The sequence below is a fragment of the Kaistella jeonii genome (assembly GCF_000812865.1).
In the GTDB taxonomy this organism is placed as follows: Bacteria; Bacteroidota; Bacteroidia; order Flavobacteriales; family Weeksellaceae; genus Kaistella; species Kaistella jeonii.
On sequence record NZ_JSYL01000004.1, the window covers coordinates 131,758 to 158,344 of the forward strand.

A 26,587-nucleotide genomic window follows, 5' to 3' on the forward strand; every position below is an offset into this window, starting at 1 on the left:
CTTTTCATTTTTAAAACCAGGCTTTTTTATTCTGAATATAAGTTTGATCGAATTGCTCATCGCTCATCGTCAGATAAACAATTCCTTCAATAAAAGGAATTACAGTTGCCATTCCACACGTACAAATATTCAAAACAATCTGAATAATTCCCTGATTGATATAGCCGAGATAAAATTTATTCGCACCGAAAAGTCCTGCAAGAATTCCTAAAAGTCCTGCCGCCAATTTTTTTTCCGAACGATAATTCGTGTTGCTAAAATTTTGATTTTGCGAAGGTCCTTTGTTATAACCGTAAGTTTCCATGTTTTACTTTTTTAAATTATTAGTTATAAAAGTAGTCGGCAGGAAATTTAAAAAGTTACATCGTTGCCACGTTTCCTAGGTAGAATAAACCATAACACCGTTGATTTTCTTCTAATTCAAGAAATTCATTCAGATGTTGAATCATTCCGGGTGAACTCCAGTAACAGCCGATTTCATTCGCGGTGGAAGTCAAATACATATTTTGAACAGCCATTGCAGTCGCAGCGATCTCTTCCCATTCCGGAAGCAAACCACTGAAGTTCACAGAAATCGTAACAATCGTATCTGACATTGAAATTTTATTAGAAATATCCAGGTATTTTTTTTCTAAGAAATTTTGAGGAGCAACGGTAGCTTTGTAGATCTCAGCTAATTTTTGACCTAACTGATTTTTCTCTTCATTGCGGAAAACTTTCAATCGCCAAGGTTTTGTCTTTTTATGATTTGGCGCAAAGTTGGCGGAGTTTAAAATTTCGGCTAAAATCTCTTCTTTAATTGGTAAATCGGAATAATTTTTCGGGAAAACACTTCTTCTCTTTTCTATAATTGCTTTTAAAACTGATGCTTCGTTCATCCGGCAAAATTACAAATTGTAAATAAATTTTAAAGCTAGTTTAATGTCGGGTTTAAAGAATTTTTTTTCGATTCTTAAAGTAGATATAATTGCTCACCATAAAAGTCAGGAAAATTAATCCCAATAAAATAGCAGTTAGTAAACCTGATGTTTCTTCCATCATCGGATTAAATAAGGAAAGAAAAGTAAAACAGATGGTATAGCTAATTCCTGCAATGATCCAGATTTTATCGACGGGTGGAAAATGTTTAATAACAAGATCTTTTTTATTACTTACGAGCGGAATCAATTTATGATGATCCCAAATTAATATGATGATAACAGCGATCATCATCAGTGAAGTAATTACCCAAGTTCCGGTGAAAGATAAACTGAGCGTTATGATCCAGATATTGGTAATAATTGCGAAAAAAATCAACGTTCCAAGAAGCGCGAATCGCTGCGTCATCAATAAAATTCCCGCAGTAATTTGCGCCACACCCAGAAAATTCCAGTAAAATCCCGATTGGTATAAAGCTTCGAAAAAATATCCGATTGGATTGTCGGTTGAAATGCTGGTGAAACGGTGACCAATTAATTTCGTCATTCCCGACGGAAAAAAAGCGAGTCCCACCAAATATCGCAGATGAACAATGGTCCAGTTATTCAATTTACTTCTCCGCAACTGGTCAAATTTCATAACGTCGACATTTAATATGAAAAAAAAATTGGAAGTTTAATTTATAGTTTTCAAAAGAATCTACATGATCTCCATAATCTCCTGATGAATATTGTTCAGGATAAAAGAATCGCCCGGTTTTTTACCAAACATGATTTTAGCCATCGGACTTTCCTCAGAGATCGCATAAAAACGATCGCCTTCAAAAAAGAATTCCCCCAAAGAAACTGAAATATAAAATCTGGCTTTATTCGTAAAAACAAGCGACCCAATATTTACCCGTTCCGAAGGGTTATTTAAAACCTTATTTAATTTTTGTCGCAGATCGTGGAGAGAAGCCAATTGTTTTTGCATTTGGTAAATTTCCTCCTGCATTTCTTCGCGCATCGAATCATATTTAGGTGCTTTCTTAATTTCACGACTGGCTTCAAGTGTGAATTCTAAGAAATTTTTGAGTTTCTCGATCTTTGCAAGTATGGTTTCCTTTACGTAATCCCGTACATCAGATTTTGAAACTGTCTTATTCAGCATAAACGTCAATTTTTTAATAAATGTAAAAAATATTTTTGAATTGCGTTATCTAGTTTTTAAATGGTGGTGATTTGAAATCAGGATTATAAAACCTCTTTGATTTTCTGACGCATCGCTTCGTACAGAATTGCACCGCACGCAACAGATACATTTAAAGATTCGGTTTTACCTTCGATGGGAAGTTTTATCTTCTCATCTGAATGATGCAATACTTCTTTTGAAATTCCGGTTTCTTCGTTACCCATAACGATCGCACAAGGTTGTGTGTAATCAACATCGTAGTATAATTTCTGCGCTTTTTCTGTGGCTGAAAAAACCTGAACTCCGGATTGCTGAAGGAAATCTACAGCATGTGCCAGATTTTTTTCTTTACAGATCTTCAAGTTATAAATAGCGCCGGCTGAAGTTTTTATTGCATCTGAATTAATTGGGGCTGCTCCTTTTTCCGGAAGAATAACGGCGTGAATTCCTACACATTCTGCAGTACGACAGATTGCTCCGAAATTTCTAACATCAGTCAATCGGTCTAGAATTAAAAGAAAAGGCGTTTTTCCAGCTTCAAAAAGTTGCGGCAAAACATCTTCAATTCTTTCAAAGGGAACATCGGAAATAAAAGCCACAACTCCCTGATGATTTTTTCTGGTGAAACGGTTCAACTTCTCCACAGGAACAAAGTTCGGACGGATCTTATGTTTCGCCAAAAGGTTTTTCAGATCCTGGTAAATATCACCTTGAAGGGCATTTTGCACAAATATCTTGTCGATGGTTTTCCCAGCTTCCAAAGCTTCTATCACGGGTCTTAAACCAAATATAAAGTCGTCTTTCTCTTTCAATGTCTTAATTTTTATTTTTTTAGCAAGTCAAATTTGTCGCTTCCTAAGTTCTTATTCCTTGTTCTTTTTACCTAGCTCTTTTTACTTTCCTCTTTTAAAAGCCTTCTCCTAAAATCGCGCGCTTCTGAGCCATTGCATATCCTAAATGCAGACTTTCGTGCATGTTATTAAAAATGATCGCATCCTGAATATTTTTAAGATCCAAACCAAAACTGGTGGTATAAGGCGTGTAATCTGCAAAAAAGTCTGCATCATAATCTTTCATCAAAATTTTTGAAGTTTCGGTCAGCAAAAATGCAAGATCGTCGACTTCAGATTGCTGCACATTGAGATTTGGAAGCGTTCCTTTTTTGTAAGTCTCGATCCAGTATTTATCAATTCTAAAAGGATTTCCACTCAAATAATAACACAAAAGTTGCTGTGTCGCAACGGTATGTGCAATATTCCAGTAGAGATTGTTGTTGAAACCATCGGGAATCAGCATTAAATCTTTTTGAGAAGTATTTTGCAGAATTTCCAGTAGATTTCTTCGAACCTGGCGGTGTGCCTGAAAATGATAATTCATTTTACTATTTTTAATGCCCCAAAAATAGGTTAATTAACTGAAAAAGACAAAATTGCAGGATGCGCATTTATAATAATACTCAAGAATTTTTACTTGATTAAAATTGAACTGTCAACAAAAGACTAAATCGTAACCAGCCCCGATTGCAGCGGCATCCTTTTTCTTTTTGGCGGCTGGGAAGTGGGATGGCAAAGAAAAAGATATAGCGGAAAGCGGGATCAGCTTCTAAAAATTTAGCGGAAAAACGTAGTCACCAAACTTCAGAAAATATTGAATACCTTTTATACTACTGCTTTTCTTTTAACAAACTTTAACTTTACATTGGCATTAATTGTGTTGATTGGTGTGGGTATTTATTAGAAATTTACACTTTAAATTTTAGAAACACTATGTCAGAACTACATCAAGCGGAAGATATCAGACAGCTCACGGAAAAAGTAAGAGAACAAAATTATTTTTTCACCCTCCTAAAACAAGAAATCAACAAAGCAATTATCGGACAGGAATACATGGTAGATCGATTACTCATCGGTCTTCTGGGAAATGGTCACGTTTTGTTGGAAGGGGTTCCGGGATTAGCCAAAACTTTGGCGATCAAAACTTTAGCTGATGCTGTTGAAGGTCAGTTTTCGAGAATACAGTTTACGCCCGATTTATTGCCTGCAGATGTTGTTGGAACGATGATCTATAATATTAAAGACAATGATTTCTCCATTAAAAGAGGTCCGATCTTCGCAAATTTTGTTTTGGCAGATGAGATCAATAGAGCGCCCTCGAAAGTACAGTCGGCTCTTTTGGAAGCCATGCAGGAAAAGCAAGTAACGATCGGTGATGAAACAATGCCATTACCGAAACCGTTTTTAGTTTTGGCAACGCAGAATCCAATTGATCAGGAAGGAACTTATCTTTTACCGGAAGCGCAAAGTGACCGTTTTATGATGAAATGTACGATCACGTATCCGGATTTTGAGGATGAAAGAAAGATCATGAAAATGGTGGCAACTTCGCATCAACCGGAAATTAAACCCGTTATTTCCCTCCGAAATATTGTCGAAGCGAAAGAGCTCATCAATCAAATCTATCTGGACGAAAAAATAGAAAAATATATTCTGGATATGGTTTTCGCCACCCGTTCCCCGGAAAAATACGGATTGTCAGAATTAAAAAGTCTGATCAGTTTTGGAGCCTCACCAAGAGCTTCAATCAATTTAGCAATCGCCGGACGAGCAATGGCATTCTTGAAAAACAGAGCCTTTGTCATTCCGGAAGATATAAAAGAAATCGCGAAAGATATTTTGCGTCACAGAATTGGCTTGAGTTTCGAAGCAGAAGCGGAGGAAATTACAGCAGACGATATTGTGGACAAAATTTTAGGAAAAGTTCAGGCTCCTTAAAAATTATAAATTGAAGATTATAAATTTTAAATGACTAGCAAAATTCATTTAAAATCTATAATTCAAAATCTAAAATAAAGAATTCGCAGTGGAAATAAAAGACATCATCAAAAAAGTAAAACAGATCGAAATTCGGACGAAGAAAAAGTCCGAAGCTACTTTGATGGGTCAATATCACAGTGCTTTCAAAGGTCAGGGAATGACTTTTTCTGAAGTTCGCCCTTACCAATTTGGCGATGAGATCCGCAGAATTGACTGGAATAAAACCGCACGTTTTCGCGAACCTTTCGTCAAAGTAATGGAAGAAGAACGCGAATTGACGATGATGCTTTTGGTAGACATTTCTGCTTCGATGGATTATGGAACGAAAACTCAATTGAAAAGAGAATTCGTTGCTGAGATCGCTGCAAGTTTAGGATTTTCCGCCGCCGGAAATAACGATAAAGTGGGATTGATCTTATTTGCTGATAAAGTTTACAAGGTCATTCCGCCAAAAAAAGGAAGGAAGCACATTCTGGCAATCATAAGCACCATTCTCACCGCAGATTATGTTCCTGCAGAATCGAAAATAGACATGGCTCTGGAATATATGATGAGCGTTTTCAAAAAAAGATCGATGCTTTTTATGTTCTCCGATTTTGAAGATGAATACGATGTGAAAATGTTGAGAGTTGCATCCAGAAAACACCAGTTATTAGGAATGCGGATCTTCGATGATAAAGATGTCGAAATTCCGGACGTAGGTTACACACTTTTCCAGGATGCAGAAACCGGCAAACAAATCTGGGCAAACACTTCGAGCGCAAGATGGCGATACGAATTTGCAGAAAAACAAAAACAAAAAGTAAAGAATTTAGAAGAAGATTTCGAAAACTCCTCCGCGAAGTTGATGAACATCAATACCGGAGAAGATTATTCGAAATTCCTCTATCAATATTTTCGGAAGCGGTAAAATTTAAAAAACCCTTCCTTATTATAAATGCAATCAGCATTCAAAAAAAGAAATCTAGTTTTGAAAAAAATATTTTTTATCATTTTTTCCGTTCTCAATGTCTTCGCGTTTTCGCAAACTTTGGGATCTACACTCGACAAAAAGACCCTGGCTCTAGGTGAAGCCGGAGTTTTCCGCATAAACATTTCTAATCTTCAGGGGAAAGATGTAGTTTCTGCACCAAAAAACGAATTGCTTCCTTTTCATTTTGAAGAAATAAAAGACAGCATTAACAAGCAGGCAGATCGGTACGACCGGATCATTGAATTTGCCGTTTTCGAAGAAGGAAAATATACCATCCCGGCTTTAGATTTCACAATTGGCGGAAAAATTTTCCACACTATTCCGTATGAAATTGAAGTCGTAAATACTGCGCAGAAAGGTGATCAGATCAACGACATCATGAAAAACAAAGAGGTCACTCTTGATGTAAAAGACTATTGGCAGCTATATAAATTTTATATTTTAGGAGTTCTGATCTTGCTGGCTTTGATCTTCGCCATTTATCAGATCGTAAAATACGGAAAACGCAGAAAAAGTTCGCCAGTAGTTATGACGAACCAAACACTAAAAGATCTGGAAATTTTAAGAAAGAAAAAATTTATCGAAAATGGAGATTACCGTTCTTTTTATGTAGAACTGATCGACATTTCCCGAAACTTTATTACGAAACAATATCAAATACCGGCAGATGTTTTATTAACGGATGATCTGATCGATGTGATGAAGCTTAACAACGCTATTTCCCCGCAAAATGAAACCATTGTAGAAGACATTTTCCTGCGAGGAGATCTGGTGAAATTTGCAAAAACATTTCCCGATCAGACAATGATGGAAAAAGATTTTGAAGATATGAAAACCTTTGTGAAACGGTCTTCAAAGGATCTGGAAATGGAACAATTACGAACAGGAGTTTAACAGAAAATGAAGGCATTTAATTTTTTCAATTTTGAATTTTACAGTCCGTGGTTTTTACTGCTTTTTCTGGCATTTATTCCGCTCTTTATTCTCGATCTTCGAAAGAAAAAACGCGCCGGAATAAAAGTTCCCACGACGAAAAACATGCAGGAAAATAAAGGCATTTTATTCGTTCTTTTTCTGTTGAAAATTTCAAAATATATCCTACTCACGTGCTTAATTATTGCAATGGCGCGACCGAGAACTTTCACCATTTCTCAGGATCAGGATGACAGCAAAGGAATCGACATCATGCTCTCCGTGGATGTTTCCCTAAGCATGTTAGCAAAAGATCTGGAGCCCGACCGCCTCACTGCGCTGAAAAATATTGCAAAAAGATTTGTGGAAAAAAGACCCGGAGATCGCATTGGTTTGGTCACCTATTCCGGCGAAGCTTTTACCAAAGTTCCCGTCACATCCGATCACGCCGTTGTCATTGATGAACTGGATCATTTGAACCCGCTCGAATTACAACCCGGAACAGCGATCGGCGAAGGACTTTCCGTTGCTGTAAGTCATTTGCGACACAGCAAAGCAAAATCAAAGATCATTATTTTAATGACCGACGGCGTTAATACGATCGAAAACGCGATGCCGACTCAAGTTGGCGCACAACTTGCAAAAACCAACGGGATCAAAGTGTATTCCATAGGAATCGGGACCAACGGTTATGCGTTGATGCCCACTTCAACAGATATTTTTGGCGATCTGGTCTTCTCAGAAGCGGAAGTGAAAATTGACGAACCCATATTGCGGGAAATTGCGCAAACTACGGGTGGAAAATATTTTAGAGCCACATCCAACGAAAGTTTAGAACAGGTCTACGACGAAATAAATCAACTCGAAAAGTCCGAGCTTAAGACGACCAAATTGTATAATTACCAGGAATATTTCCGCATTTTTCTTTGGATCGCTTTAGGCACTTTGTTGTTCGATGCGCTCTTGCGCTGGGTTTTATATAAGTTTTTGAGTTAACGAAATGATAACTTTTAGGAGCAAAACCATTTTAGCTTCTTACAAGTTAATACCCGCTCTCCGTTATATCTTTTCCTCCCGATCAAAATCGGGAAGAAAAAGGATACCACTGCGATCGGGGCTAGAATCTTGGAGATTTTGTCTTTAGAAAAAATAAAAAAGCGGGAATAATTTAAACCCGCAAAATCATAAAAATGAATTGGTATTTAGGAAATTACTGGTATTTACTTTTGCTGCTGCTTTTGCCGTTGCTTGGGATTATTATGGTCGCATATCTCAAGTGGAAAAACCGCAAAAAAAATGCATTTGCTGAAGCCCGGTTTCAACCTGATCTTTTTGAGAAAAAATCTGGATTTTCAAAGATTTTACCGCTGCTTTATTTGTTGGCAACTTTATTTCTTATCCTTTCCATCGTCGATATCTTAAGTGGAAGTGAAGAAGTAAAAACAAAACAGAAAATGAACAACGTCATTTTCCTGCTCGATGTTTCCAACTCGATGAATGCACAGGATGTGGAACCAAACCGCCTCGATGAAGCAAAAAACATCATCATCAACACCATGAGCAAAATGCGGAATGATAAAGTTGGGATCGTAGTTTTTGCGGGTGAAGCGAGTTCAATTATGCCTTTAACCACCGATTTTTCTGCAGTTGAAACTTACATTGGCGGTGTTGAACCCAATATTGTAAAAAAGCAGGGAACTGATTTTCTGACCGGAATAAATACTGTCGCAGAAAAATTCAAGGACATCCCAAAAGGTTCCCGAAAAGTTGTTATTTTGAGCGACGGAGAAGATAATGAAGGCAATGAGAAACCGGCCATTAAACTGGCAAACAAAGAAGGCATCACCGCAATTACGGTCGGTATTGGTTCTGAAGAAGGCGCTCCAATTCCAGAATATGTTTTTGGTCAATTGATGGGCTATAAAACAGATCAGAACGGTCAAACCGTCATTTCAAAAAGACAGGATAACGCGTTGAAAAATATTGCTTCTGATACTGGTGGAACTTATGTAGATGGAAATAATCTGGAAAATGCCACTTCACAAATTATCGATGGTCTCAGTAAAACTTCAACTACTTCTGAAAGTGTCGTAAAATCTCAAAATGCAATTCATTATTATCAATATTTCTTAGCGGTTTCGTTGCTTCTATTTTTAATAATTTTTCTCTTCAATCCCAAAAAAGAATTCAATATTTAGTTCATAATCAATGATTTCTAAAGACTTTAACCGAAATTTAACAATTTCGCATAAGAATCTTAACATTTAAAGGGATAATTTTGCAGTAATGAATCTAAGAGTACTTTTTTCTATTTTATCAGCAATTTTTTGCACTACTTTTTTTTCGGCCCAGGAAAATTACAATACACTTTTATATAAAGGTAATCAAGAATTTAATAAAAAAAATTACGAATCATCTTCCTCAAAATACTTGGAAGCTGTGAAAGTGAAGGAAAATGATTTTACGGCTCACTATAATTTAGGCAATTCTTTTTACAAAAGAAAAATGTACGACGAAGCAAAAGCAGAGTACGAAAAAGCCGAATTATATGCAACGTCTCTTCCCGACAAAGCTGCAGCGCTTTATAATCTGGGAAACAGCAATTTTGAAAAAGATGATACTAAAAAAGCAGCAGAACTTTACAAGCAGGCTTTGAAGCAGGATCCTTACAACGAAGCCATTCGAAAAAATTACGAGATTGCAATGCTGAAAGAAAAGGAAAAGGAAAACCAGAAAAAGCAGAAAGGAAAATCTGGTGGTGGTGGTGGAGACGGTCAGGAAAAGGATCAGAATAAAGGCCAGGAAAAAGGAAATACCCCACAAGAACAAGCTGGTAGTGGACAAAAAAACAAAGGTGAAGGTGAGGGTGATGATCCCAATAAAAACAAGGGTGACGATGAGGGCAAAATGCCGAAAGATTTAGAAAACTCCATTCTTAACCGGGTAGAAAATAAAGAACGGGAGACCGCAAAACGAATCCTCAATAAAAACTCCTACTCTACGCCGCAAAGCAACGAGAAGGATTGGTAATGAAACAGAAAATTGCATACATATTATTTCTTTTCTCTGCCATATTTAGTTATGGTCAGGTTACTTTAGCGGTTTCTGAAGTGAAAAACCCAAGAGTTAATCAGCGTTTTAATTTGACAGTGATCCTGGAGATCAGCGGGGAAAATATGGAACAGGAAACACCGCTAAGAATGCCAGATTTATCGAAATTTGAGATCGTAGGTTCTGCATCAGATCAAAACACGATTGTTTTAGACGCAAAAAAAGGAGACGTCCTAAATCAAATGGTCTATCAATGGGTTTTGACGCCAAAAGAATCAGGGAAAATTAAATTTGGGTCAGTTTTGGTAACAGTAAATGGTAAAATCTATAAAACTGAACCTTTTGAAATTAACGTAAAAGACAACGAAAAAAAATCATCGGTAGCTGAAAATCTAAGTACGAATAATGATGTTTTTCTAAACTTGGAGCTTAAGGATAAAGTTGTTTACAAAAATGAGCCAGCTGTTGCTGTTCTTCGCGCATACAGTAAGGATTACAGTAATTTCCGAAAGGTTAATAATATCAATTTTTCACAACAAAAAAACGCGAGTATAAAACCCATTAACTTTACAAAATCTGAGATTGAGACCAACTCTGGAATGGCTTCTCAGGTGATTGGAACATTTATGATCTTTCCTAATGAAAGCGGTGATATCGAAATTAATTCGGTTTCTGCCTTAGTTTCAAATGCTTCCAAACCCAATAAAATTTCTTCTAATAGAGTTAGGCTCAGTGTAAAAAAACTTCCTGCAGGAATGCCTCCAAATTTCCAAAATGCGGTTGGTAAATTCGATGTAGCAATTAATCATACTAATTCAAATGAAATACCGGAAGTTGAGAAACCTGTGAATATTACTATTAGAGTTTCAGGTTCAGGAAATTTTGGAACTTTTCATCTTCCTCAAATAATTAATTCTCCTGACTACATTTTCTTTACCCCGCAAATTTCCATTAAAACCGTTCCACAACGAGACGGCCTTAGTGGAGATATGGTCGCAGATTATGTGGTGATTCCAAAAAAATCTGGTCCTATTTCTATCAATTTTGAAAATTTCAGCTTTTTTAATCCTGAAGAGAAACAATATGTTGATTTAGGCCCGAAATCGATTGTTTTAAATGTAAAAACTCCTGCAGAAATCGCAGATGCAAAAAGCACCATCGAAAGAGTAAATGATTATACTAACATTGTTTTGGAGACGGTAAATACTCCAGTATTGCAAACGCATAATTTAAAAGTAAAAAATATAGACAAAATCAACTGGAAAATTGTTTTTGGTAATTTAGGTTTAATGGTTGCCGTTTTTTCCCTCTTTTTAGTATTGAAAAAGAAAACAGACAAGAGAAAAATAAAAACCGAACCAATTATCAGAAGCTCAGCATCCATCGCAGAAACTGAAGAGATCATAAGAAAAAAATTGAGTCACCAATTTGATGAAAATATTGAATACCTAAAAAAATTAAAAGAAAATAAAGATTTCGAAACTTTTTTTGCAGCTTATCAGGAATTAAATATCGAAACCAAGAATTTCTTTTCTGTCGGAAATGAATCTGAGTTCAGAAAATATCTGGAACAAAACAAAGGTGCTCAAATTGCTGAGCAGTACAGAGCACTTTCGGAAAAAATTCAGATCGAAAAATTTGCTCCTTTTCATACTGAAGAACATATTGATTCGATTTTGGAAGCAATTATTTCTTTATACAGCGATATTGTAAAATAACCAAATATTTTTTATATTTTTGCGAAATTAATAATTTCATCTTATGTTTGAAGCTTTCTCTTTAAAAGAAACCCTGACTGCGACAATGGTTTTGTTCGCTGTAATCGACATTGTAGGATCGATACCTATCATTGTTGGATTAAAGAAAAAGTTCGGGAAAATTGAAGCCGAACGTGCCTCGATTGTTGCTGGGGTTTTGATGATTTCATTTCTTTTCATTGGAAATAAAATCCTGAAATTAATTGGTGTTGATGCTTACTCATTTGCCATTGCAGGAGCTTTTGTAATCTTCATTATCGCCTTGGAAATGATTCTGGGAATAGAAATACAGAAAAATACAGAATCGAAATCAGCATCCATCGTTCCCATTGCTTTTCCGCTTATTGCAGGAGCTGGAACATTGACGACCACGCTTTCATTACGTGCGGAATATCATGATATCAATATCATTTGTGGCATTATTCTCAATACTATTTTCGTATATTTGGTGCTTCGATCTTCAAACTGGTTGGAGCGTAAATTAGGCGACGGAACACTGCAGGTTTTGCAAAAAGTTTTCGGAATTATCTTATTGGCGATTTCTATTAAACTGTTTACCGCTAATTTTGCGCAACTTTTCTCAACATATGTTAAATTTTAAAATTAAAAAAAATGCAATTGTTTTATAAAATATTCTTAGCTCTTTTTGTGATTTTCATCGGATTTAATCTCTATGTAATTGAATGGGATTTAGGATTTTGGAATGAAGAAAATGCTAAATTTATCTTTTCCGGTTCTGCTGCTGTTTTAGGAATAATCGTGGTTTTAGTATTGAACACGATGAGCAGACTTGCGGTGGTTAAGAAATAAACTTTTCTAAATATTACATTTATTTCAACATCTTTGATTTCAAAAATTTAAAGTACTAATTCTACTTTATTTTTGATAGTTTATGTATTTCTATACTTTCTTTTGAAAGCTCGTAAGGTAGGATGGAGATAAATATAATCCATAAGTCGAAACTTTTCTACCTTTTCATTTACAACTTTACCATTCAGTAAATTAATTTGTAAATGTAAAGTGCCCTGTTTCCAACTTATTTCTATTCTTTTAATATTCTTCCAAGTAACTCTAACTGCTCTAAGTTCAACACCTTTTTCATTTAATATTAAAAGTGGCAAAAAATAAACTTGGTAAATTTTATAGAGATTAAATAGCAAGGCGAAAATTCCAATTTTTACTATATTTTCACTGTAATCTGTAGCGTAAAGAATAATTCCAACCAAAACTGATGTTGCGATCAAAATTATAAATGAATTAGTTTTAGATTCAATATATCTCTTTTCGATCGGTATTTCACAGACAGAGAATAAAAGTCTATGATGATGTAGAAAACTTTTCTTTAACGCTAAATTTTGAATTTTCATTCTAAAATCTCATCACATCTTTTACAAAGTCATTATTTTGGGTATGTTGCACCAGTTCTTTGATGATGAATGATTTAATTTTATCTTCATCCTTATTGCTCGGAAAAAGCAAGTGAACATTTGCACCGGCATCTAAAGTAAAGAATAGCGGCAGATTGGTTTCTTTCCGGAATTCCCAAATTTTGTTGATCACGGCTAAAGTTCCTGTTTTCATCAAAATAAACGCAGGTTCGCTCATCATCATCATTGCATGCAAAGTCAAAGCTTCGTGTTCTACCAATTGAATGAAACTTTTCATATCGCCCGATTTCAGAATATCTTTCAACAAAGAAAAATTTTCGTGCGCTTCCCGAAATCTTCTTTCAGCATACGGATTTGTATTCATCAAACCATGACCAACCGTAGAACTCACTGACTTTTCACCTTCGTGAATAAGCAAAACCCAATCGTTGAAATTTTTGAATATTGAGTGAATTTCTTTTGTTGAATATGGAACTGCAAAAAGATCAGAACTATCCGCAACTTCTTTAGTTTCGCCCCAGACAACCAAACCGTCGTACAAACTTCGGCACGCACTTCCACTTCCTAGCCTTGCAAGAAAACTAGCTTTCTTCAATTTAGAATCATCGTCAGACTTTCCACTAAAAAAATCATCAAAATCCATTAAACATTTTGCAATCGCACCAAATCCGGAAGCTGAACTTGCAATACCAGAACTGTGAGGAAAAGTATTTTCAGTTTTAATGATGTATTTTCCTTTTAAAATCCAGGGTAAATATTGTTCGATATTTTTAAAATATTTTTCAATTTTCTCACCAAATTTTACTTCTTCTTTTCCAGCTAAAAAAGTTTGAACAGAAAATTTCTTTTCAGCAAAAAATTCTATTTCTGTATTGGTTTTACATTGACTCAAAGTATAACTAATGCTGGGATTTGCAGGAATTTGATTTTCATATTTACCCCAATATTTAATTAAGGCAATATTTGAAGGACAAGATTCTGAAACCTTCGCGTTTATAATTTTATAATGATCTGATCCAAAAAATTCTTCCATAAATAATATTTCTTTGTTGCCAATATTTTGCGACTTAATCGCCTGTTTTATACTTACCAATTTAGATTTAATGAGAATACATTTTATCAATTAAATCTGCATATTTATTTAAAACTACATTTCTTTTCACTTTCAAAGTTGGTGTAATTTCTCCGCTGTTAACTTCAAATTCTGAAGGCATCAAAATAAATTTCTTCACCTTTTCGAATCCCGAAAGTCCTTTCTGAATTTCCTCGATTTTTTCCCTGTAAAATTCTTTTACTTTATCTAAATTTACAATTTCTTCCCAGGTTGTGAAAGGAATATTCATCTTCGTTAACTGATCCGTCAAAGCTTCAAAATTAGGAATAATAACCGCAGTAACGTAAGGTTTTCCTTCTGCAATGATCATCACCTGATTGATAAAATTATTATCGGAAAGCATATTTTCGATCGGTTGCGGCGCAACGTATTTTCCGTTCGACGTTTTCATTAAATCTTTGATCCTGTCTGTGATAAAAAGATTTCCTTTCTCATCAAATTTTCCGGCATCGCCAGTTTTGAACCAACCATCTTCTGTAAAAACTTCAGCGGTTTCAGTGGTCTTTTTATAATAACCTTTCATAATTCCGCTTCCTTTGGCCAAAATTTCGTCGTTTTCCCCAATCTTAATCTCTGTATCTCCAATTGGAATTCCGGCAGAACCATGTTCGAACTGATGAAACGGGAAACAAGTTAAGGTTGCAGTTGTTTCTGTCAAACCATAACCAACCGTGATATGAATTCCCAAAGCCTCAAAAAACCTTGTCACTTCAGCGGAAACAGAAGCGCCTCCACATGGCATGAACCAAAGTCTTCCACCCATTTTTTTCTTAATTTTATTAAATACCAAAGCATTTGCAATGGTATTTTTTAGCTCTAATGAAATGGGTATATTTTTATCTAAACGTCGCAGGTCTGCAACTTGACTTCCTATCTCGATCGCCCAATTGAAAATTTTCTTTTTACTATCTGAACTGTTCTGCGCCATCTCATGAACGCCCGCATAAATTTTCTGGTAAAACCTCGGAACCGCACACATGATCGTTGGTTTGATCTCTACCAAAGCATTTGCGATCAATTTGGTATTCTCTAAGAAATAAACTTTCGCACCACCGTGTAAAGCGAGCAAAGTCCAGCTGCGTTCGAAAACATGCGTTAAAGGTAAAAAAGCGAGGGAAGTTTCATTCTCAAAGTTTTTAAATTTAAAAAATTCAAAATGTGCCTCCACTGATTTATGGAAATTTCCGTGCGTTAACATGACTCCTTTTGGAACACCCGTTGTTCCTGAAGTATAAATAATGGTTGCCAAATCATCATCTTCTTTAGGTACAATATCGAAATTTTCGGCGGCAGATTTAATGAAATTCTGGTAATGCTGACTGTGATCTTTCTGAATTCTGATCAATCTTTTTGCAGCAATAATTTCAGTTAGATAAAGACTATTTTCTAAAATCCGGTAAGAAGCATCATACTGTTCCTGATTACCAACGAGAATTATTTTACATTCAGATTCATTTAAAATATAGGCAGCTTGCTCCTGATTATTGGTAGAATAAATTGGTACTGTTACAGCGCCTAACGACAAAATAGCCAGATCAAAAACGATCCATTCTGCAGAATTATCGGCATAAATCGCGACTTTATCATTTTCTAAAATCCCGGCCTTTCTTAAAGCATTGGCGGTTTTGAAAACCATTCTCTGGAAATCTCCCCAATGAATTTCTTTCCAGCTGTCTCTCTTCTTAAAACCTATCGCGGCTTTCCGTGGAAATTTTTCGGCATTTGTATTTAAAAATTCTGCAGTATTCATATTATTTTGGGGAATTCTGGTGGTCTGAAATATAATTTTTTAAATGAAAGTCGATGCTTTCTGAAACTGGAATAAAGTGATAATTCAATTTTTCCTTAATTTTTTGATTGGAAAGAATATGATGCGAAGTTACCGCTTGAATATTAATTCTATTGAGCAATCTTAAAGGCGGAATAAGCCAGCCTAATAATAGATTCAAAACGTGACCAAAATTTAAAATAAATTTTGGAATTACTTTCGCTTTGCTCTTACCAAATTTATCGCGAATCAGATTGGCAACATCTACTAATTTTTTATTTTCTGAAATGAGTATAAATCTTTCGTCAAATATTTCTTTATTCATTAAAGTAAGCGCAATATTGGCAACATCTCGAACATCCACGTAATTTGAACTTCCGCTCATGGCGTAAGGAAACTTCTCGAAGGTGCCGAAAATCTCTCCACTACTCGATTTCCAGTTTCCGCTGCCGATAATAACTCCGGGATTGACGATAACCGTTTTTAAACCTTCAGCTGAAGCACGCCAAACTTCCATTTCGGAAAAATGTTTGGATTTTGAGTATTTTGAATGATGAAGTTTCGGATTAAAATTCGAATCCTCCGTCACTTTCCCGTTTTCATCAGTTCCATCTAAAACAGCAACCGAACTTACAAAACAGAACTTTTTAACATTGGAATTTTCACACGCGTAAAGAAGATTTCGTGTTCCAACGATATTCGAACGGTACATTTCTTTACGGTCATCCGGATGAAAACTTACTTTTGCTGCACAGTGGTAAACTTCTTCAACATTAATTAAAGCGATTTTCAAAGAATCGATATCATCAAAATCGACGTCGATCCATTCTATTTGATTAAAAAACTCTTCAGGATTTTCGGTGTAAAATTGAAAGGAATGTTTGACATCCTCAATATCACTCGATTTTCTTTTTGTTGCGCGCACTTTTTTACCTTGTTTCAGTAATTCTAAAACAATGACTCTTCCGAGAATTCCTGTTGCGCCCGTAACTAAAATCATAATTTTCTGAGTGGTGAAAAGTGAACGATGAACGGTGAATTTTTCACCTTAATTTTATAAAATTATTTTTAGTCAATATCTGTTTGAGAAAGAAAATCTTTTACAAGTTCATTGAAATCTTTCGGATTTTCTGCCTGAACCCAATGTCCGGCATTTTTTATAGTCACGATGGATGAATTGGGAAATTGCTGCTTAATCTGAAATTCATCCTGAGGTAAAATATAATTAGACTTCGCACCAGAAATGAATAAAGTTTTTCCCGTAAATACACCATATTTTATAGCATTTGAAACAAATTCAGCATACTTTTCAGAAAGGGTTTTCAAATTAAATCGCCACGCGAGTTTTTTATCTTCCGTCCAATAAAGATTTTTGGTAAGAAATTGTATCACCGATTTCTCGGGAATATACTGGTGCAAAACCTCTTCTGCTTCCTGTCTCGTCGTTACTTTAGTAAAATCAACACTTTCTAAAGCTTTTAAAATTCCCTGGTGATGCGGAGGGTAAGCTTTTGGGGAAATATCAACGATAATTAATTTCTCAACTTTCAAAGGATACTTAATAGCAAATTGCATCACTGCTTTTCCACCGAGAGAATGTCCTAACAAATTGCATTGATCAATTTCATGAAATTCCATATAATGCAAAATATCGTGGGCTATGTCATCATGACTCATTTCTTCGGAATGAAAACTTTTGCCATGATTCCTTAAATCGATCAAATGCACGGGAAAAAATTCACCCATTTCTTTACCAAAACTTCCCCAGTTATCGAGCATTCCGAACAAGCCGTGAAATACTAAAAGTGGTGTTCCTGATCGATTTTCTCCGAATATTTTTGAGTGTAGAATTTGCATCAATAAAAATTAAAGTTCAAAATTAATGTAATTTTCGGCGAAAGCCTATTAATATTAGATTGTCTAATTTATTTTACCACTTTGCCAACCGCTTCAAATAAGCTTGCACGGTATTTTCCATACCCATATACAACGCTTCAGAAATCAAAGCATGACCGATCGAAACCTCCAATAAATTCGGAATATTATCTGCGAAATATTTTAAATTTTCTAAACTTAAATCGTGACCAGCATTAATTCCAAGACCATATTTCTGAGCTTCTAAAGCGGTTTCTATGTAAGGTTTGATGGCTTCTTCTTTATTTTTAGAATAATTGGTTGCGTAAGCTTCAGTATATAATTCAATTCGGTCAGCACCAGTTTCTTTCGCAAATTTTACCATTTCAGGATTTGGATCCAAGAAAATTGAAGTTCGAATTCCGGCATCTTTAAATTCAGAGATTACATTTTTTAAAAATCCTAAATTTTTCTCGCAATCCCAACCAGCATTCGAAGTAATGGCATCTTCACCATCCGGAACCAAAGTCACCTGCTCTGGTTTTACTTCTAAAACCATGTCGATAAACGGACGGTGCGGATTTCCTTCAATATTAAATTCGGTATAAACCAAAGGTTTCAAATTGTAAACATCTTTTCTTGTAATATGTCTTTCATCAGGTCTTGGATGAATGGTAATTCCTTGTGCACCAAATTCCTGCAATTTAATTGCGGCTTCTGTAACACTGGGAAGTTCACCACCTCTTGCATTTCTAATGGTTGCAATTTTATTAATATTTACGCTCAGTTTTGTCATTTTTTACATTTTATTAAACTGCATTATTTCTAAATCAAACTCTTTGGAAGCGACCAAAAGATGATCAAAAATATCGGCAAGAATTACTTCAAATTTACCCCACTCCGAATCATTGGTAAAACAATATATTTCCAATGGCATTCCTTGTGGTGTATTTTCTAATTGTCGAACCATCAACGTTTCTTTTTGGTCAATATGTTCGCTATTTTTCAAATAATTAAAGACATATTCCCTGAAAACTCCAATGTTTGTTAATTGGCGTCCGTTGATCAGGAGCTCTGAATTTTCTATCGATTCTCTTTCTTTAATAATTTCTTCTTTCTTTTTGTCCAGATAATCTTTGATCAAATTAATCTTCGACAAACGATTCACTTCTTCAAGATTTAAAAATTTAAAGGAATTGATATTAAAAATAATAGATCGTTTGATTCGTCGCGTATTGCTTTCTGACATGACTTGCAGATTTTTGATTTCTGTAGTCAATAAATCATAAGTCGGAATTGTAGAAATCGTTTTATCAAAATTTTGAATTTTCGTGGTCAGAAGATTTAGATCTTCAATTGTTCCTTCCAGATTATACTTCGGAATTCCGATCCAGTCACCTACTTTTAAATTTTTTGAAGTTGCTACATGAATTCCAGTTACAAAACCGAGAATGGTATCCCGAAAAACCAAAACCATTACCGCAGTAATTGCTCCCAAACTTCCAACAATCGCAGAACCGCTGATTCCGAAAATCACACAAATTGCAATTACTCCAGCAACAAAAATTCCAAAAATTTTCACCGTTTGCGATACTGCATTTAAAGCAATGATTTTATAGTAGTCCTGTTTGATGATAAAATAATTTCGGAAAGCACTTAAACCTCGATAAAGCATTCCGGCAACGATAAAAACAATCGCCAAATAAATCATTCTTTCCAGAAAAATAAAACTTTTAGGATGTCGGTAAAAAATAGAAAATAACGCATAACTTCCGAATAACAAAGCCATTAAATGCGAAAAAGAATTCGTAATTCGTGATTGGTAAATCGATTTCAGAACCGGATATTTATCCTTAGAATAAAAGAGTTTGAAGATGGTATTAATCAACAATTTAAAAAGAAAATCGATTAAATAAATAATCCCCACGAAAAAAGCAAACTTAAGGAGAATCTGCAATAGTAAAACCCAGTTATCAGGAATATTATCCCGCACAAAAAAGTGAATATAATCACTTATGGTCTGCAGAAAATCTTTGGTATCTTTCAGTTCGTTGTTCATCTACGCAAAAATAAGAATTCTGTTTGTCTTTCCCCGATTTATACCTACTTTTAACAAAATTTATCACGAATGGATCATACCTTGATTGCTTTAGTAAGTATTATTTTACTCGTTCTGGGAATTGTGGGGACTTTTCTTCCCGTTCTTCCAGGATTGTTGCTTAGTTTGTGCGGTTTGTTGATTTATAAATTCGGAACAGACACGCCATTATCAATGGTTTATATTTGGATCTTTGTTTTTCTCACCGCCATTTCAGTGGTTCTTAATTATGTAATTCCTGCACGAACAACCCGAAAATACGGCGGAACACGTTGGGGAAGTGTTGGTTCTGTAGTTGGAACTCTGGTAGGAATGTTTTTTATTCCTATTCCTTTTGGTTTTTTGATAGGAATGTTTTTGGGTGTTTTTGTTGGCGAATTATTGCATGACGCAAATGACAAGAAAAAAGCATGGAATTCAACAAAAGGTGCTTTTATTGGCTTTCTTTATGGAACAGGCTTTAACTTCATTGTTGGTTTGGCAATGTTTTTGGTTGTTTTAATAGATATCTTTAATAATTAAATTATGATACATCGAATAATTATTTCCACTTTTGGATTTTTAGCTTTGGCAACTTGTAAAAACCAAACTTTTTCCCAAAATTCAAATACCTCAGAAAAAACTGAGATCGCAACAAAAACTACTGTATCAACTCCCAAATCCACTCCTGTGAAAACTACAAATAACAGTGAACCAGAAATGTCTACCGGAATGCCACCAGATAAAGCTGCGGTAAAACAAGCTGAAAAGGAAGCCAGTGCGAAAGTTTCCCAAAGCGGCGTAATTTATTTGAAAGAAGGCGAAAATAAATTTTTGAAAGAATATGAAATGAATGTTACTTTCAAAAAGATGTTGGAAGACAGCCGTTGTCCAGAAGGCGTAAATTGTATTTGGGCCGGAGTTGCGACCGCAGAAGTGGAAGTAATGGGTTTGGCGACGCGACCAACGATTATAAAAATAAGTACGATGGATGATTCAAGCAGAGGTTATGCAGATTCACAGGATTTTAACGGTTATCAAATTACTTTATCCGACGTTTCTCCAAACACTACTTCTGACCGAGGTTTCAAAGCATTGCAGGGAAAATACAAAATAGGTATTAAAATTAAAAAACTCGCACCAGGACAAACTTCCCCGAATAGTCCTACCACGAAATAGGTTCTATATTTTTAGATTTTAAATAGTCATTGATCTGCGAAAAAGGTTTGCTATCATAAAATCCACGATATACAGAAAAAGGTGATGGATGGGCAGATTTTACAATAAAATGTGTAGAGGAACTAATTAGTTCCTCTTTTTTTTGTGCAAATGCGCCCCATAAAACAAAAACAACATCTTCTTTTTTGTCGGAAATTTCTTTGATGATGAAATCGGTAAATTTCTCCCAACCCAGATCTTTGTGAGAATTTGGAGAATGAGCTTTTACGGTTAACGTCGCATTTAAAAGCAGAATGCCTTGTTCAGCCCAATCATCCAATTCTTTTTTGGTTCTGTCAATGCCTAAATCGTCTTGCAATTCTTTAAAAATATTTTTAAGTGAAGGCGGAGTTGCAACATTTTCAGAAACAGAGAAACATAACCCATTTGCCTGAAAATCATTATGATAAGGATCCTGACCGATAATCACAACTTTTATTTGATCAAAAGGCGTTAATTCTAAAGCACGAAAAATCTGCTTTTTTGGTGGGAAACATTTTCCAGAAGCATATTCTTCTTTCACCTTTTGCCAAAGATTTTGAAAATATTCGGTTTCTTTTATTGGGGCAAGAATTTCAGTCCAGGTCATTTGTTGATGTGATGATTTGTGAATGTGTTAATGCGATGATTAATTAAATTGAAGTGAGTTCAAAAATAAGATTTTCAGGAAACTTTTTGTCTCTCCGATTTTCATTTAAAACAAATTTTGATTTTTGAAGTAATTTTATTGAATTCAAATTATTTTTATTGGTAAAAGCTTCGATTTTATTTAAATTTAAATCATTGAACCCATAATTTAAAATAAAGTTGACCGCTTCTGACATGATTCCTTTTCCGTGATATTCGGGTAATAATTCATAACCCAATTCTGCAGTTTTTCGATCTTCAGAAAATTTCCAGAGACAGATCGTTCCTAGTAATTTGGGATTATTCTGAACAGATATTGCCAGAAAAACAATGTCGTTATTTGCCGATTTCCTTTTAATATTGAGAATAAATTCTAATGCTTCAAAGGAATTTTGCGGAGGTACTCTGTGAAGAAATTTATTGATGTGTTCATTGCTTCTGATGCCTAAAATCTCAACAGCATCGTTTTCATTTATTGGTCTTAAAATTAAGCGCTCGGTCGAAAATCTCATGCCTCAAAGATAGAATTTTCAAATTTCATAAACGTTTTTATTTCCCAATAAACATATTTGATATCTGTAAAAACTTCAAACAAACTTCAGAAATTAAGTCAAGCTTGCAAAGTTCATCATTGCAATAGATTAAAACTTTTGTAAGTGTTGGTTTAAAATAATTAAATTTGCGTGTGCATATACAAAAAGATGATTTAGACGAACTCGAATTTCCGGAATTACTCGCGGAAATTTCCCCTTTTGCTTTCTCCAAAAAAACCGTAGAAAAAATTTCACAGCTTCGTCCTGTTCCGATTGAAGAAGCCGAACTTTCCTTAAAAAAAGTAGCCGAATACCTTTCAAGTTTTGAAAGTGATAACGCCATTCCTTTCAATGAATATGAGGATATTGAAGAGGAATTGAAATTGATGGTGATTGAAAATTTCCGTTTGGATAACAGTTCTTTTCTCAAAATAAAAAGTTTAACAGAGCAAATTTCTAAACTTCAAAAGTTTTACCCAGTTTATGAGGATCTATTTCTGAATCTGAATAGTGACGTTAAAGATTTAGAATATCGAAAGGAAATTATCGACCGGATTGATAAAGTTCTGAACCGATTTGGTGAAGTTAAAAGTGAAGCGTCGCCGATTTTGAGAACTTTACGAAGCGACATTTCGCATGCCAGAAAAGCCATTCAGGAAAATTTCAACCGAAGTTTAACCGGACTTATAAACACGGATTATCTGGATGATATTAGGGAAAGTATTATCGATGATCAAAGGGTTTTAGCCGTAAAATCAGCCTATAAAAAACGAGTTCCGGGGCGAGTTTTAGGACTTTCAAAAACAGGTTCAATCACCTACATCCAGCCGGAATCGGTAGTAAAACATCAGTTTAAATTTAGAGAAGATATTGAAGAGGAAAAAAAGGAAGTCGATAAAATTTTACGAAAATTGACTACAGAAATCGCAGAATTTCAACCTCAACTTTCAGAGTATCAAACTTATATTTTCGATTTAGATTTAACCAGAGCCAAAGCAAAATTTGCACAAAGAATCAATGGTGTTCTGCCGAAAATCAATCGCCACAAAACAATGCGTTTGGTTCAGGCTTTCCATCCTTTGCTTTGGTTGAGAAATCAGGCAGAGAAAAAGAAAATTTTCTCTCAGAGTTTGACATTTACAGAACATAACAGAATTATTTGTATTTCTGGACCGAATGCGGGTGGAAAATCCATCACTTTAAAAACGGTTGGATTACTGCAACTGATGATTCAATCTGGAATTTTGGTTCCCGTTCATCCAAAATCTGAGATGTTTTTCTTTGATCATTTAATGACCGATATTGGAGATAATCAATCCATTGAAAATCAGCTTTCTACTTATTCTTCCCGTTTGAAGAAAATGTCGAAAATCATTAAAGAAGCCGATGCAAACACGCTTTTATTGATTGATGAATTTGGAACAGGTTCTGATCCGGAATTGGGTGGCGCTTTGGCAGAAGCTTTTCTGGAATTTTTCTACGATAAAAAAAGTTTTGCGATCATTACAACGCATTATACGAACATTAAACTCGTTATCGAACAACTTCCGAATGCGCAAAATGCAGCGATGCTTTTTGATGAAAATTCACTTGAACCACTCTACAAATTAGAGGTCGGACAAGCTGGAAGTTCTTTTACATTTGAAGTTGCGGAGAAAAATAAAATCCCCGCTTTTATTATTAGAAGTGCTAAAAAGAAAGTGGAACACGATATTCTAAACCTGGATAAAACCATTGTAAAACTGCAGCAGGAAAAATTTGAGGTCGAAAAAATAAAAACCGATTTAGCAGAAAAACGAGATTCTACGCAAGAGAGAAAAGAAAATCTGGAGAAGTTGAATGAACAATTGCAGCAGAAACTCTTTAACTTTCAGAAGCTTTACGAAGACGAGCACCGCAAATTGCAATTTGGAAATAAAGTAGAAACCTTCATCGAGGCCTATGTCAAAGGGAAATCCCGCAAATTAGTAGTTGGAGATTTTGTAAAAATACTGGAGCAGGAAAAATTCAGAAGAGTCGGTGCTGATAAAGATGAAAATAAAAAACTGCTTATCGTAAAGCGCAAAATTACACAGCAACTCAGAAAAGTAGATGTACAGGAAAAAATCGTAGAAACCCACGAGAAATTAGAAGACAAGCGCCAAAAAGAACGCGCTGTCTGGATGAAGATCGGTCAGCGAGTACGAATTCCGGGTTCCACAAGTGTTGGTACGATTGAAAAAATTGAAAAGAACGGCAAAGTCTCTGTGAATTACGGTACTTTTAAAACGCAGATTTCTGGCGATGAACTCGAACGGATTTAAATTGATGTCAGATAACGAGTTTTTCACACGATTTTAAATTCATAAAAATTTAAAAAACAGAACAAAAAAAAGCGTCTAGTTGTGAAACTAAACGCTTTATCGATTTAAAAAAGTGGTCTCTCCAGGAATCGAACCAGGGACACATGGATTTTCAATCCATTGCTCTACCAACTGAGCTAAGAGACCTTTCGTTAATTGAGTGGTGCAAAAATAGGAACTTTATCCTTATCTCACAAATCATTTGTTAAAGTTTTCTTCGGAAAACCCTAATATTATTGATTATCAACGTCATTATTTTCTTCTTTTTGAATTTGCTCACTCATTTCTTCCAAAACTGGCTTGATTGTACTCTCCGGAAGTTCACTAATTCTAATGTACATCAACCCATCAATTGCATCATTGAAATTAGGATCTACGTTAAATGAGATTACTTTTGCATTTTGTTTGATATATTTTTTGATCAAAACCGGTAATCGCATTTGAGGTTCCAGATCATCAATTATTTTATCAAGTTTGTTGAGATCAGATTCTACGCCGTCAAAAAACAAATGTTTGTCACGCTCTTTCAGCATTACTTTGAATTCCTTTTTCGGATGAATATATTGTGCAACTGCCGAATCATAGTAATTGGAACGCATAAATTCAATCATCAAAGATTTTGAAAACTCCGAGAATTTATCAGAAATACTTACTCCGCCCATCAAAAATTTATGTTCCGGATTTCGCAAACAAACATGTACAATTCCGCGCCACAAAAGAAAAAGCGGCAAAGGTTTTTGTTGATATTCGGTAGAAATATAAGCTCTTCCCATTTCGATGACCTTGCGAAAAAAAGGTTGCAGTTCCGGATCAAATTCAAAAAGTGAACTCGTGTAAAACCCATCAATCCCGTGATTTTTCATCACTTCGCTTCCTAATGCCATTCGATATGCGCCGGCTAATTTCTGGGCTTTATTGTCCCAAAGAAAAAGATGATGATAATATTCGTCGTATTTATCTAAATCGAAAGGAAGATTACTGCCTTCTCCGATCTTTCTGAAGGTGAGTTCCCGCTGTCGACCGATCTCGCGCATAATGGAAGGAATTTCAGAATAAGAGGCGAAAAAGACTTCATAATTTCCATTTCTGAAAAGCATTTTTTCTTTCTTGTATAAATCCTCAATATCCTTAATTAAATCTGCCTGTGGCGTTTCATCGATAATATTGTGCACCACATTTTCCTCTTTCGTCAACGGAAAATTGAGTTTTAAATTAGGCAGTTTCAATTGATCAGCAATCGACCTTCTTTTTTCATAGTAGGATTTGAGCATATAAATTTTCTTCTGCAGAAAATCGCCCATTTCTTCAATGGTATCATAGTCTTCCAGCACTTTTAAGGATACCGGCTTTCCGATTCTGATTCGAATTGGCTTTTCCCGGTCGCGCATCATTTCGGTCGGCAACATCAAAGTCTGCAAATCGGGATGAATTTTGGCAAGCTGATAAAAAATATGGCTGTTTTTTGCATGAAAATACATGGGAACAACCGGTACTTTTGCCATTTTAATTAATTTCAAAGCGGCTTTTTCCCAGGGTTTATCTTGAATTTCGTTGAATTTATTATTTCGGTTTGAAACTTCTCCTGCCGGAAAAATCCCGACGCAACCCCCAGTTTCCAGATGTTTTAAAGTTTCCCGCATTCCGACCGAACTGTTTCTGACCTCTTTTCGATTTTCAAATGGGTTTACAGGAATGACGAAAGGTTTCATAGGCTCGATCTTCTCTAAAAGAAAATTTCCCATAATTTTAAAATCAGGCCGAATTTCGGTAAGGATTTTCGTCATCAAGATTCCATCAATTCCACCCAGAGGATGATTGGAAACCAAAATAAAAGGACCTGTTTTCGGTATTTTAGCCAGATCCTCCGTAAAGACAATATATTTTAAATTCCGTTGTCGTACGAAAGAATCAAAAAAGTCTTTTCCAACTTTATCCTTCAGGGAATCGTAAAGTCTGTTGACTTCATTGATCTTGGTTAAACTCATCATCGCCGACGCGACAGGATTTTTTAAGAATCCTATTTTATCCAGACCAGACGCTTTTATTAAATCACTTTTAGAAATAAGACTCAT

General features: G+C 35.2%; 28 protein-coding genes and 1 tRNA gene. 12 read left to right on the plus strand and 17 right to left on the minus strand.

Annotation, left to right across the window (positions count from 1 at the left end):
• Nucleotides 1-10 precede the first annotated feature (10 nt).
• The 6 genes from OA86_RS08235 to OA86_RS08260 all read right to left on the minus strand — a co-directional run bounded on the left by OA86_RS08235 (nt 11) and on the right by OA86_RS08260 (nt 3,465).
• Nucleotides 11-304, minus strand: a complete 294-nt coding sequence (locus OA86_RS08235; RefSeq protein ID WP_039351595.1) for a TM2 domain-containing protein — start codon at nt 302-304, stop codon at nt 11-13.
• A 55-nt stretch (nt 305-359) separates the two neighbouring features.
• Nucleotides 360-878, minus strand: coding sequence for a nitroreductase family protein (locus OA86_RS08240; RefSeq protein WP_039351597.1), 519 nt, complete (start codon nt 876-878; stop codon nt 360-362).
• 52 nt (nt 879-930) lie between these two features.
• Entirely contained in the window at nt 931-1,557 is a 627-nt protein-coding gene (locus tag OA86_RS08245) for a hypothetical protein (RefSeq protein WP_039351599.1), read from the minus strand.
• 60 nt (nt 1,558-1,617) lie between these two features.
• The gene (locus OA86_RS08250) at nt 1,618-2,067 is read right to left on the minus strand and encodes a hypothetical protein (protein WP_177187114.1); all 450 of its coding nucleotides are present in this window, start codon (nt 2,065-2,067) and stop codon (nt 1,618-1,620) included.
• Between the two features lie 83 nt (nt 2,068-2,150).
• Nucleotides 2,151-2,900, minus strand: a complete 750-nt coding sequence (rlmB, locus tag OA86_RS08255; protein ID WP_246008042.1) for a 23S rRNA (guanosine(2251)-2'-O)-methyltransferase RlmB — start codon at nt 2,898-2,900, stop codon at nt 2,151-2,153.
• Nucleotides 2,901-2,994: 94 nt separating this feature from the next.
• Nucleotides 2,995-3,465, minus strand: a complete 471-nt coding sequence (locus OA86_RS08260; protein ID WP_039351603.1) for a DinB family protein — start codon at nt 3,463-3,465, stop codon at nt 2,995-2,997.
• 389 nt (nt 3,466-3,854) lie between these two features.
• Between OA86_RS08260 and OA86_RS08265 the strand changes: the two genes are divergently transcribed.
• The 9 genes from OA86_RS08265 to OA86_RS08305 all read left to right on the plus strand — a co-directional run bounded on the left by OA86_RS08265 (nt 3,855) and on the right by OA86_RS08305 (nt 12,404).
• Nucleotides 3,855-4,859, plus strand: a complete 1,005-nt coding sequence (locus OA86_RS08265; RefSeq protein WP_039351605.1) for an AAA family ATPase — start codon at nt 3,855-3,857, stop codon at nt 4,857-4,859.
• An 88-nt stretch (nt 4,860-4,947) separates the two neighbouring features.
• Nucleotides 4,948-5,811, plus strand: coding sequence for a DUF58 domain-containing protein (locus OA86_RS08270; RefSeq protein WP_039351607.1), 864 nt, complete (start codon nt 4,948-4,950; stop codon nt 5,809-5,811).
• A 60-nt stretch (nt 5,812-5,871) separates the two neighbouring features.
• The gene (locus OA86_RS08275; protein WP_246008041.1) at nt 5,872-6,768 is read left to right on the plus strand and encodes a BatD family protein; all 897 of its coding nucleotides are present in this window, start codon (nt 5,872-5,874) and stop codon (nt 6,766-6,768) included.
• 6 nt (nt 6,769-6,774) lie between these two features.
• Entirely contained in the window at nt 6,775-7,782 is a 1,008-nt protein-coding gene (locus OA86_RS08280) for a vWA domain-containing protein (RefSeq protein WP_039351611.1), read from the plus strand.
• Nucleotides 7,783-7,976: 194 nt separating this feature from the next.
• Nucleotides 7,977-8,984, plus strand: coding sequence for a vWA domain-containing protein (locus OA86_RS08285; protein ID WP_039351613.1), 1,008 nt, complete (start codon nt 7,977-7,979; stop codon nt 8,982-8,984).
• Between the two features lie 88 nt (nt 8,985-9,072).
• Nucleotides 9,073-9,816 carry a tetratricopeptide repeat protein gene (locus OA86_RS08290; protein ID WP_082017308.1) on the plus strand — a complete coding sequence of 248 codons (744 nt, stop codon included), beginning with the start codon at nt 9,073-9,075 and terminating at the stop codon, nt 9,814-9,816.
• Nucleotides 9,816-11,555, plus strand: a complete 1,740-nt coding sequence (locus OA86_RS08295; RefSeq protein WP_039351615.1) for a BatD family protein — start codon at nt 9,816-9,818, stop codon at nt 11,553-11,555. The genes OA86_RS08290 and OA86_RS08295 overlap by 1 nt, the downstream gene beginning before the upstream one ends.
• A 43-nt stretch (nt 11,556-11,598) precedes the next feature.
• Nucleotides 11,599-12,195, plus strand: a complete 597-nt coding sequence (locus tag OA86_RS08300; protein ID WP_039351617.1) for a MarC family protein — start codon at nt 11,599-11,601, stop codon at nt 12,193-12,195.
• An 11-nt stretch (nt 12,196-12,206) separates the two neighbouring features.
• On the plus strand, nt 12,207-12,404 hold the full coding sequence (locus OA86_RS08305; protein ID WP_039351619.1) for a hypothetical protein: 198 nt from the start codon (nt 12,207-12,209) through the stop codon (nt 12,402-12,404).
• Between the two features lie 80 nt (nt 12,405-12,484).
• Here OA86_RS08305 and OA86_RS08310 read toward each other — a convergent pair whose 3' ends face one another.
• The 7 genes from OA86_RS08310 to OA86_RS08340 all read right to left on the minus strand — a co-directional run bounded on the left by OA86_RS08310 (nt 12,485) and on the right by OA86_RS08340 (nt 19,777).
• Nucleotides 12,485-12,961, minus strand: coding sequence for a hypothetical protein (locus tag OA86_RS08310; protein ID WP_039351622.1), 477 nt, complete (start codon nt 12,959-12,961; stop codon nt 12,485-12,487).
• A 1-nt stretch (nt 12,962) separates the two neighbouring features.
• Nucleotides 12,963-14,015 carry a diphosphomevalonate decarboxylase gene (locus tag OA86_RS08315; protein WP_039351812.1) on the minus strand — a complete coding sequence of 351 codons (1,053 nt, stop codon included), beginning with the start codon at nt 14,013-14,015 and terminating at the stop codon, nt 12,963-12,965.
• A 67-nt stretch (nt 14,016-14,082) separates the two neighbouring features.
• On the minus strand, nt 14,083-15,846 hold the full coding sequence (locus OA86_RS08320) for an AMP-dependent synthetase/ligase (RefSeq protein ID WP_039351624.1): 1,764 nt from the start codon (nt 15,844-15,846) through the stop codon (nt 14,083-14,085).
• Nucleotide 15,847: 1 nt separating this feature from the next.
• Nucleotides 15,848-16,864 carry an NAD-dependent epimerase/dehydratase family protein gene (locus OA86_RS08325; RefSeq protein ID WP_039351626.1) on the minus strand — a complete coding sequence of 339 codons (1,017 nt, stop codon included), beginning with the start codon at nt 16,862-16,864 and terminating at the stop codon, nt 15,848-15,850.
• 68 nt (nt 16,865-16,932) lie between these two features.
• The gene (locus OA86_RS08330; RefSeq protein ID WP_039351627.1) at nt 16,933-17,721 is read right to left on the minus strand and encodes an alpha/beta fold hydrolase; all 789 of its coding nucleotides are present in this window, start codon (nt 17,719-17,721) and stop codon (nt 16,933-16,935) included.
• 73 nt (nt 17,722-17,794) lie between these two features.
• Entirely contained in the window at nt 17,795-18,514 is a 720-nt protein-coding gene (locus OA86_RS08335) for a pyridoxine 5'-phosphate synthase (protein WP_039351628.1), read from the minus strand.
• Between the two features lie 3 nt (nt 18,515-18,517).
• Nucleotides 18,518-19,777 (minus strand): mechanosensitive ion channel family protein, encoded by a 1,260-nt coding sequence (locus OA86_RS08340; protein ID WP_039351629.1) that lies wholly within the window; start codon nt 19,775-19,777, stop codon nt 18,518-18,520.
• Nucleotides 19,778-19,846: 69 nt separating this feature from the next.
• Between OA86_RS08340 and OA86_RS08345 the strand changes: the two genes are divergently transcribed.
• The gene (locus OA86_RS08345) at nt 19,847-20,338 is read left to right on the plus strand and encodes a DUF456 domain-containing protein (protein WP_039351630.1); all 492 of its coding nucleotides are present in this window, start codon (nt 19,847-19,849) and stop codon (nt 20,336-20,338) included.
• 3 nt (nt 20,339-20,341) lie between these two features.
• Nucleotides 20,342-20,974, plus strand: coding sequence for a hypothetical protein (locus OA86_RS15315; RefSeq protein ID WP_052257452.1), 633 nt, complete (start codon nt 20,342-20,344; stop codon nt 20,972-20,974).
• On the opposite strand, the gene OA86_RS08355 is transcribed toward OA86_RS15315, so the two are convergent.
• Both OA86_RS08355 and OA86_RS08360 read right to left on the minus strand, forming a co-directional pair.
• On the minus strand, nt 20,961-21,602 hold the full coding sequence (locus OA86_RS08355) for a uracil-DNA glycosylase (RefSeq protein WP_039351631.1): 642 nt from the start codon (nt 21,600-21,602) through the stop codon (nt 20,961-20,963). The two genes, OA86_RS15315 and OA86_RS08355, sit on opposite strands and share 14 nt — an antisense overlap.
• Before the next feature lie 43 nt (nt 21,603-21,645).
• Nucleotides 21,646-22,152: a GNAT family N-acetyltransferase gene (locus OA86_RS08360; protein ID WP_039351633.1), complete on the minus strand. Its 507-nt coding sequence runs from the start codon at nt 22,150-22,152 to the stop codon at nt 21,646-21,648.
• Between the two features lie 173 nt (nt 22,153-22,325).
• Between OA86_RS08360 and OA86_RS08365 the strand changes: the two genes are divergently transcribed.
• Entirely contained in the window at nt 22,326-24,476 is a 2,151-nt protein-coding gene (locus OA86_RS08365) for an endonuclease MutS2 (protein WP_039351816.1), read from the plus strand.
• A 113-nt stretch (nt 24,477-24,589) separates the two neighbouring features.
• On the opposite strand, the gene OA86_RS08370 is transcribed toward OA86_RS08365, so the two are convergent.
• Both OA86_RS08370 and OA86_RS08375 read right to left on the minus strand, forming a co-directional pair.
• Nucleotides 24,590-24,662 (minus strand) — tRNA-Phe (locus OA86_RS08370).
• A gap of 86 nt (nt 24,663-24,748) precedes the next feature.
• Nucleotides 24,749-26,587, minus strand: coding sequence for a bifunctional lysophospholipid acyltransferase family protein/GNAT family N-acetyltransferase (locus tag OA86_RS08375; RefSeq protein ID WP_039351635.1), 1,839 nt, complete (start codon nt 26,585-26,587; stop codon nt 24,749-24,751).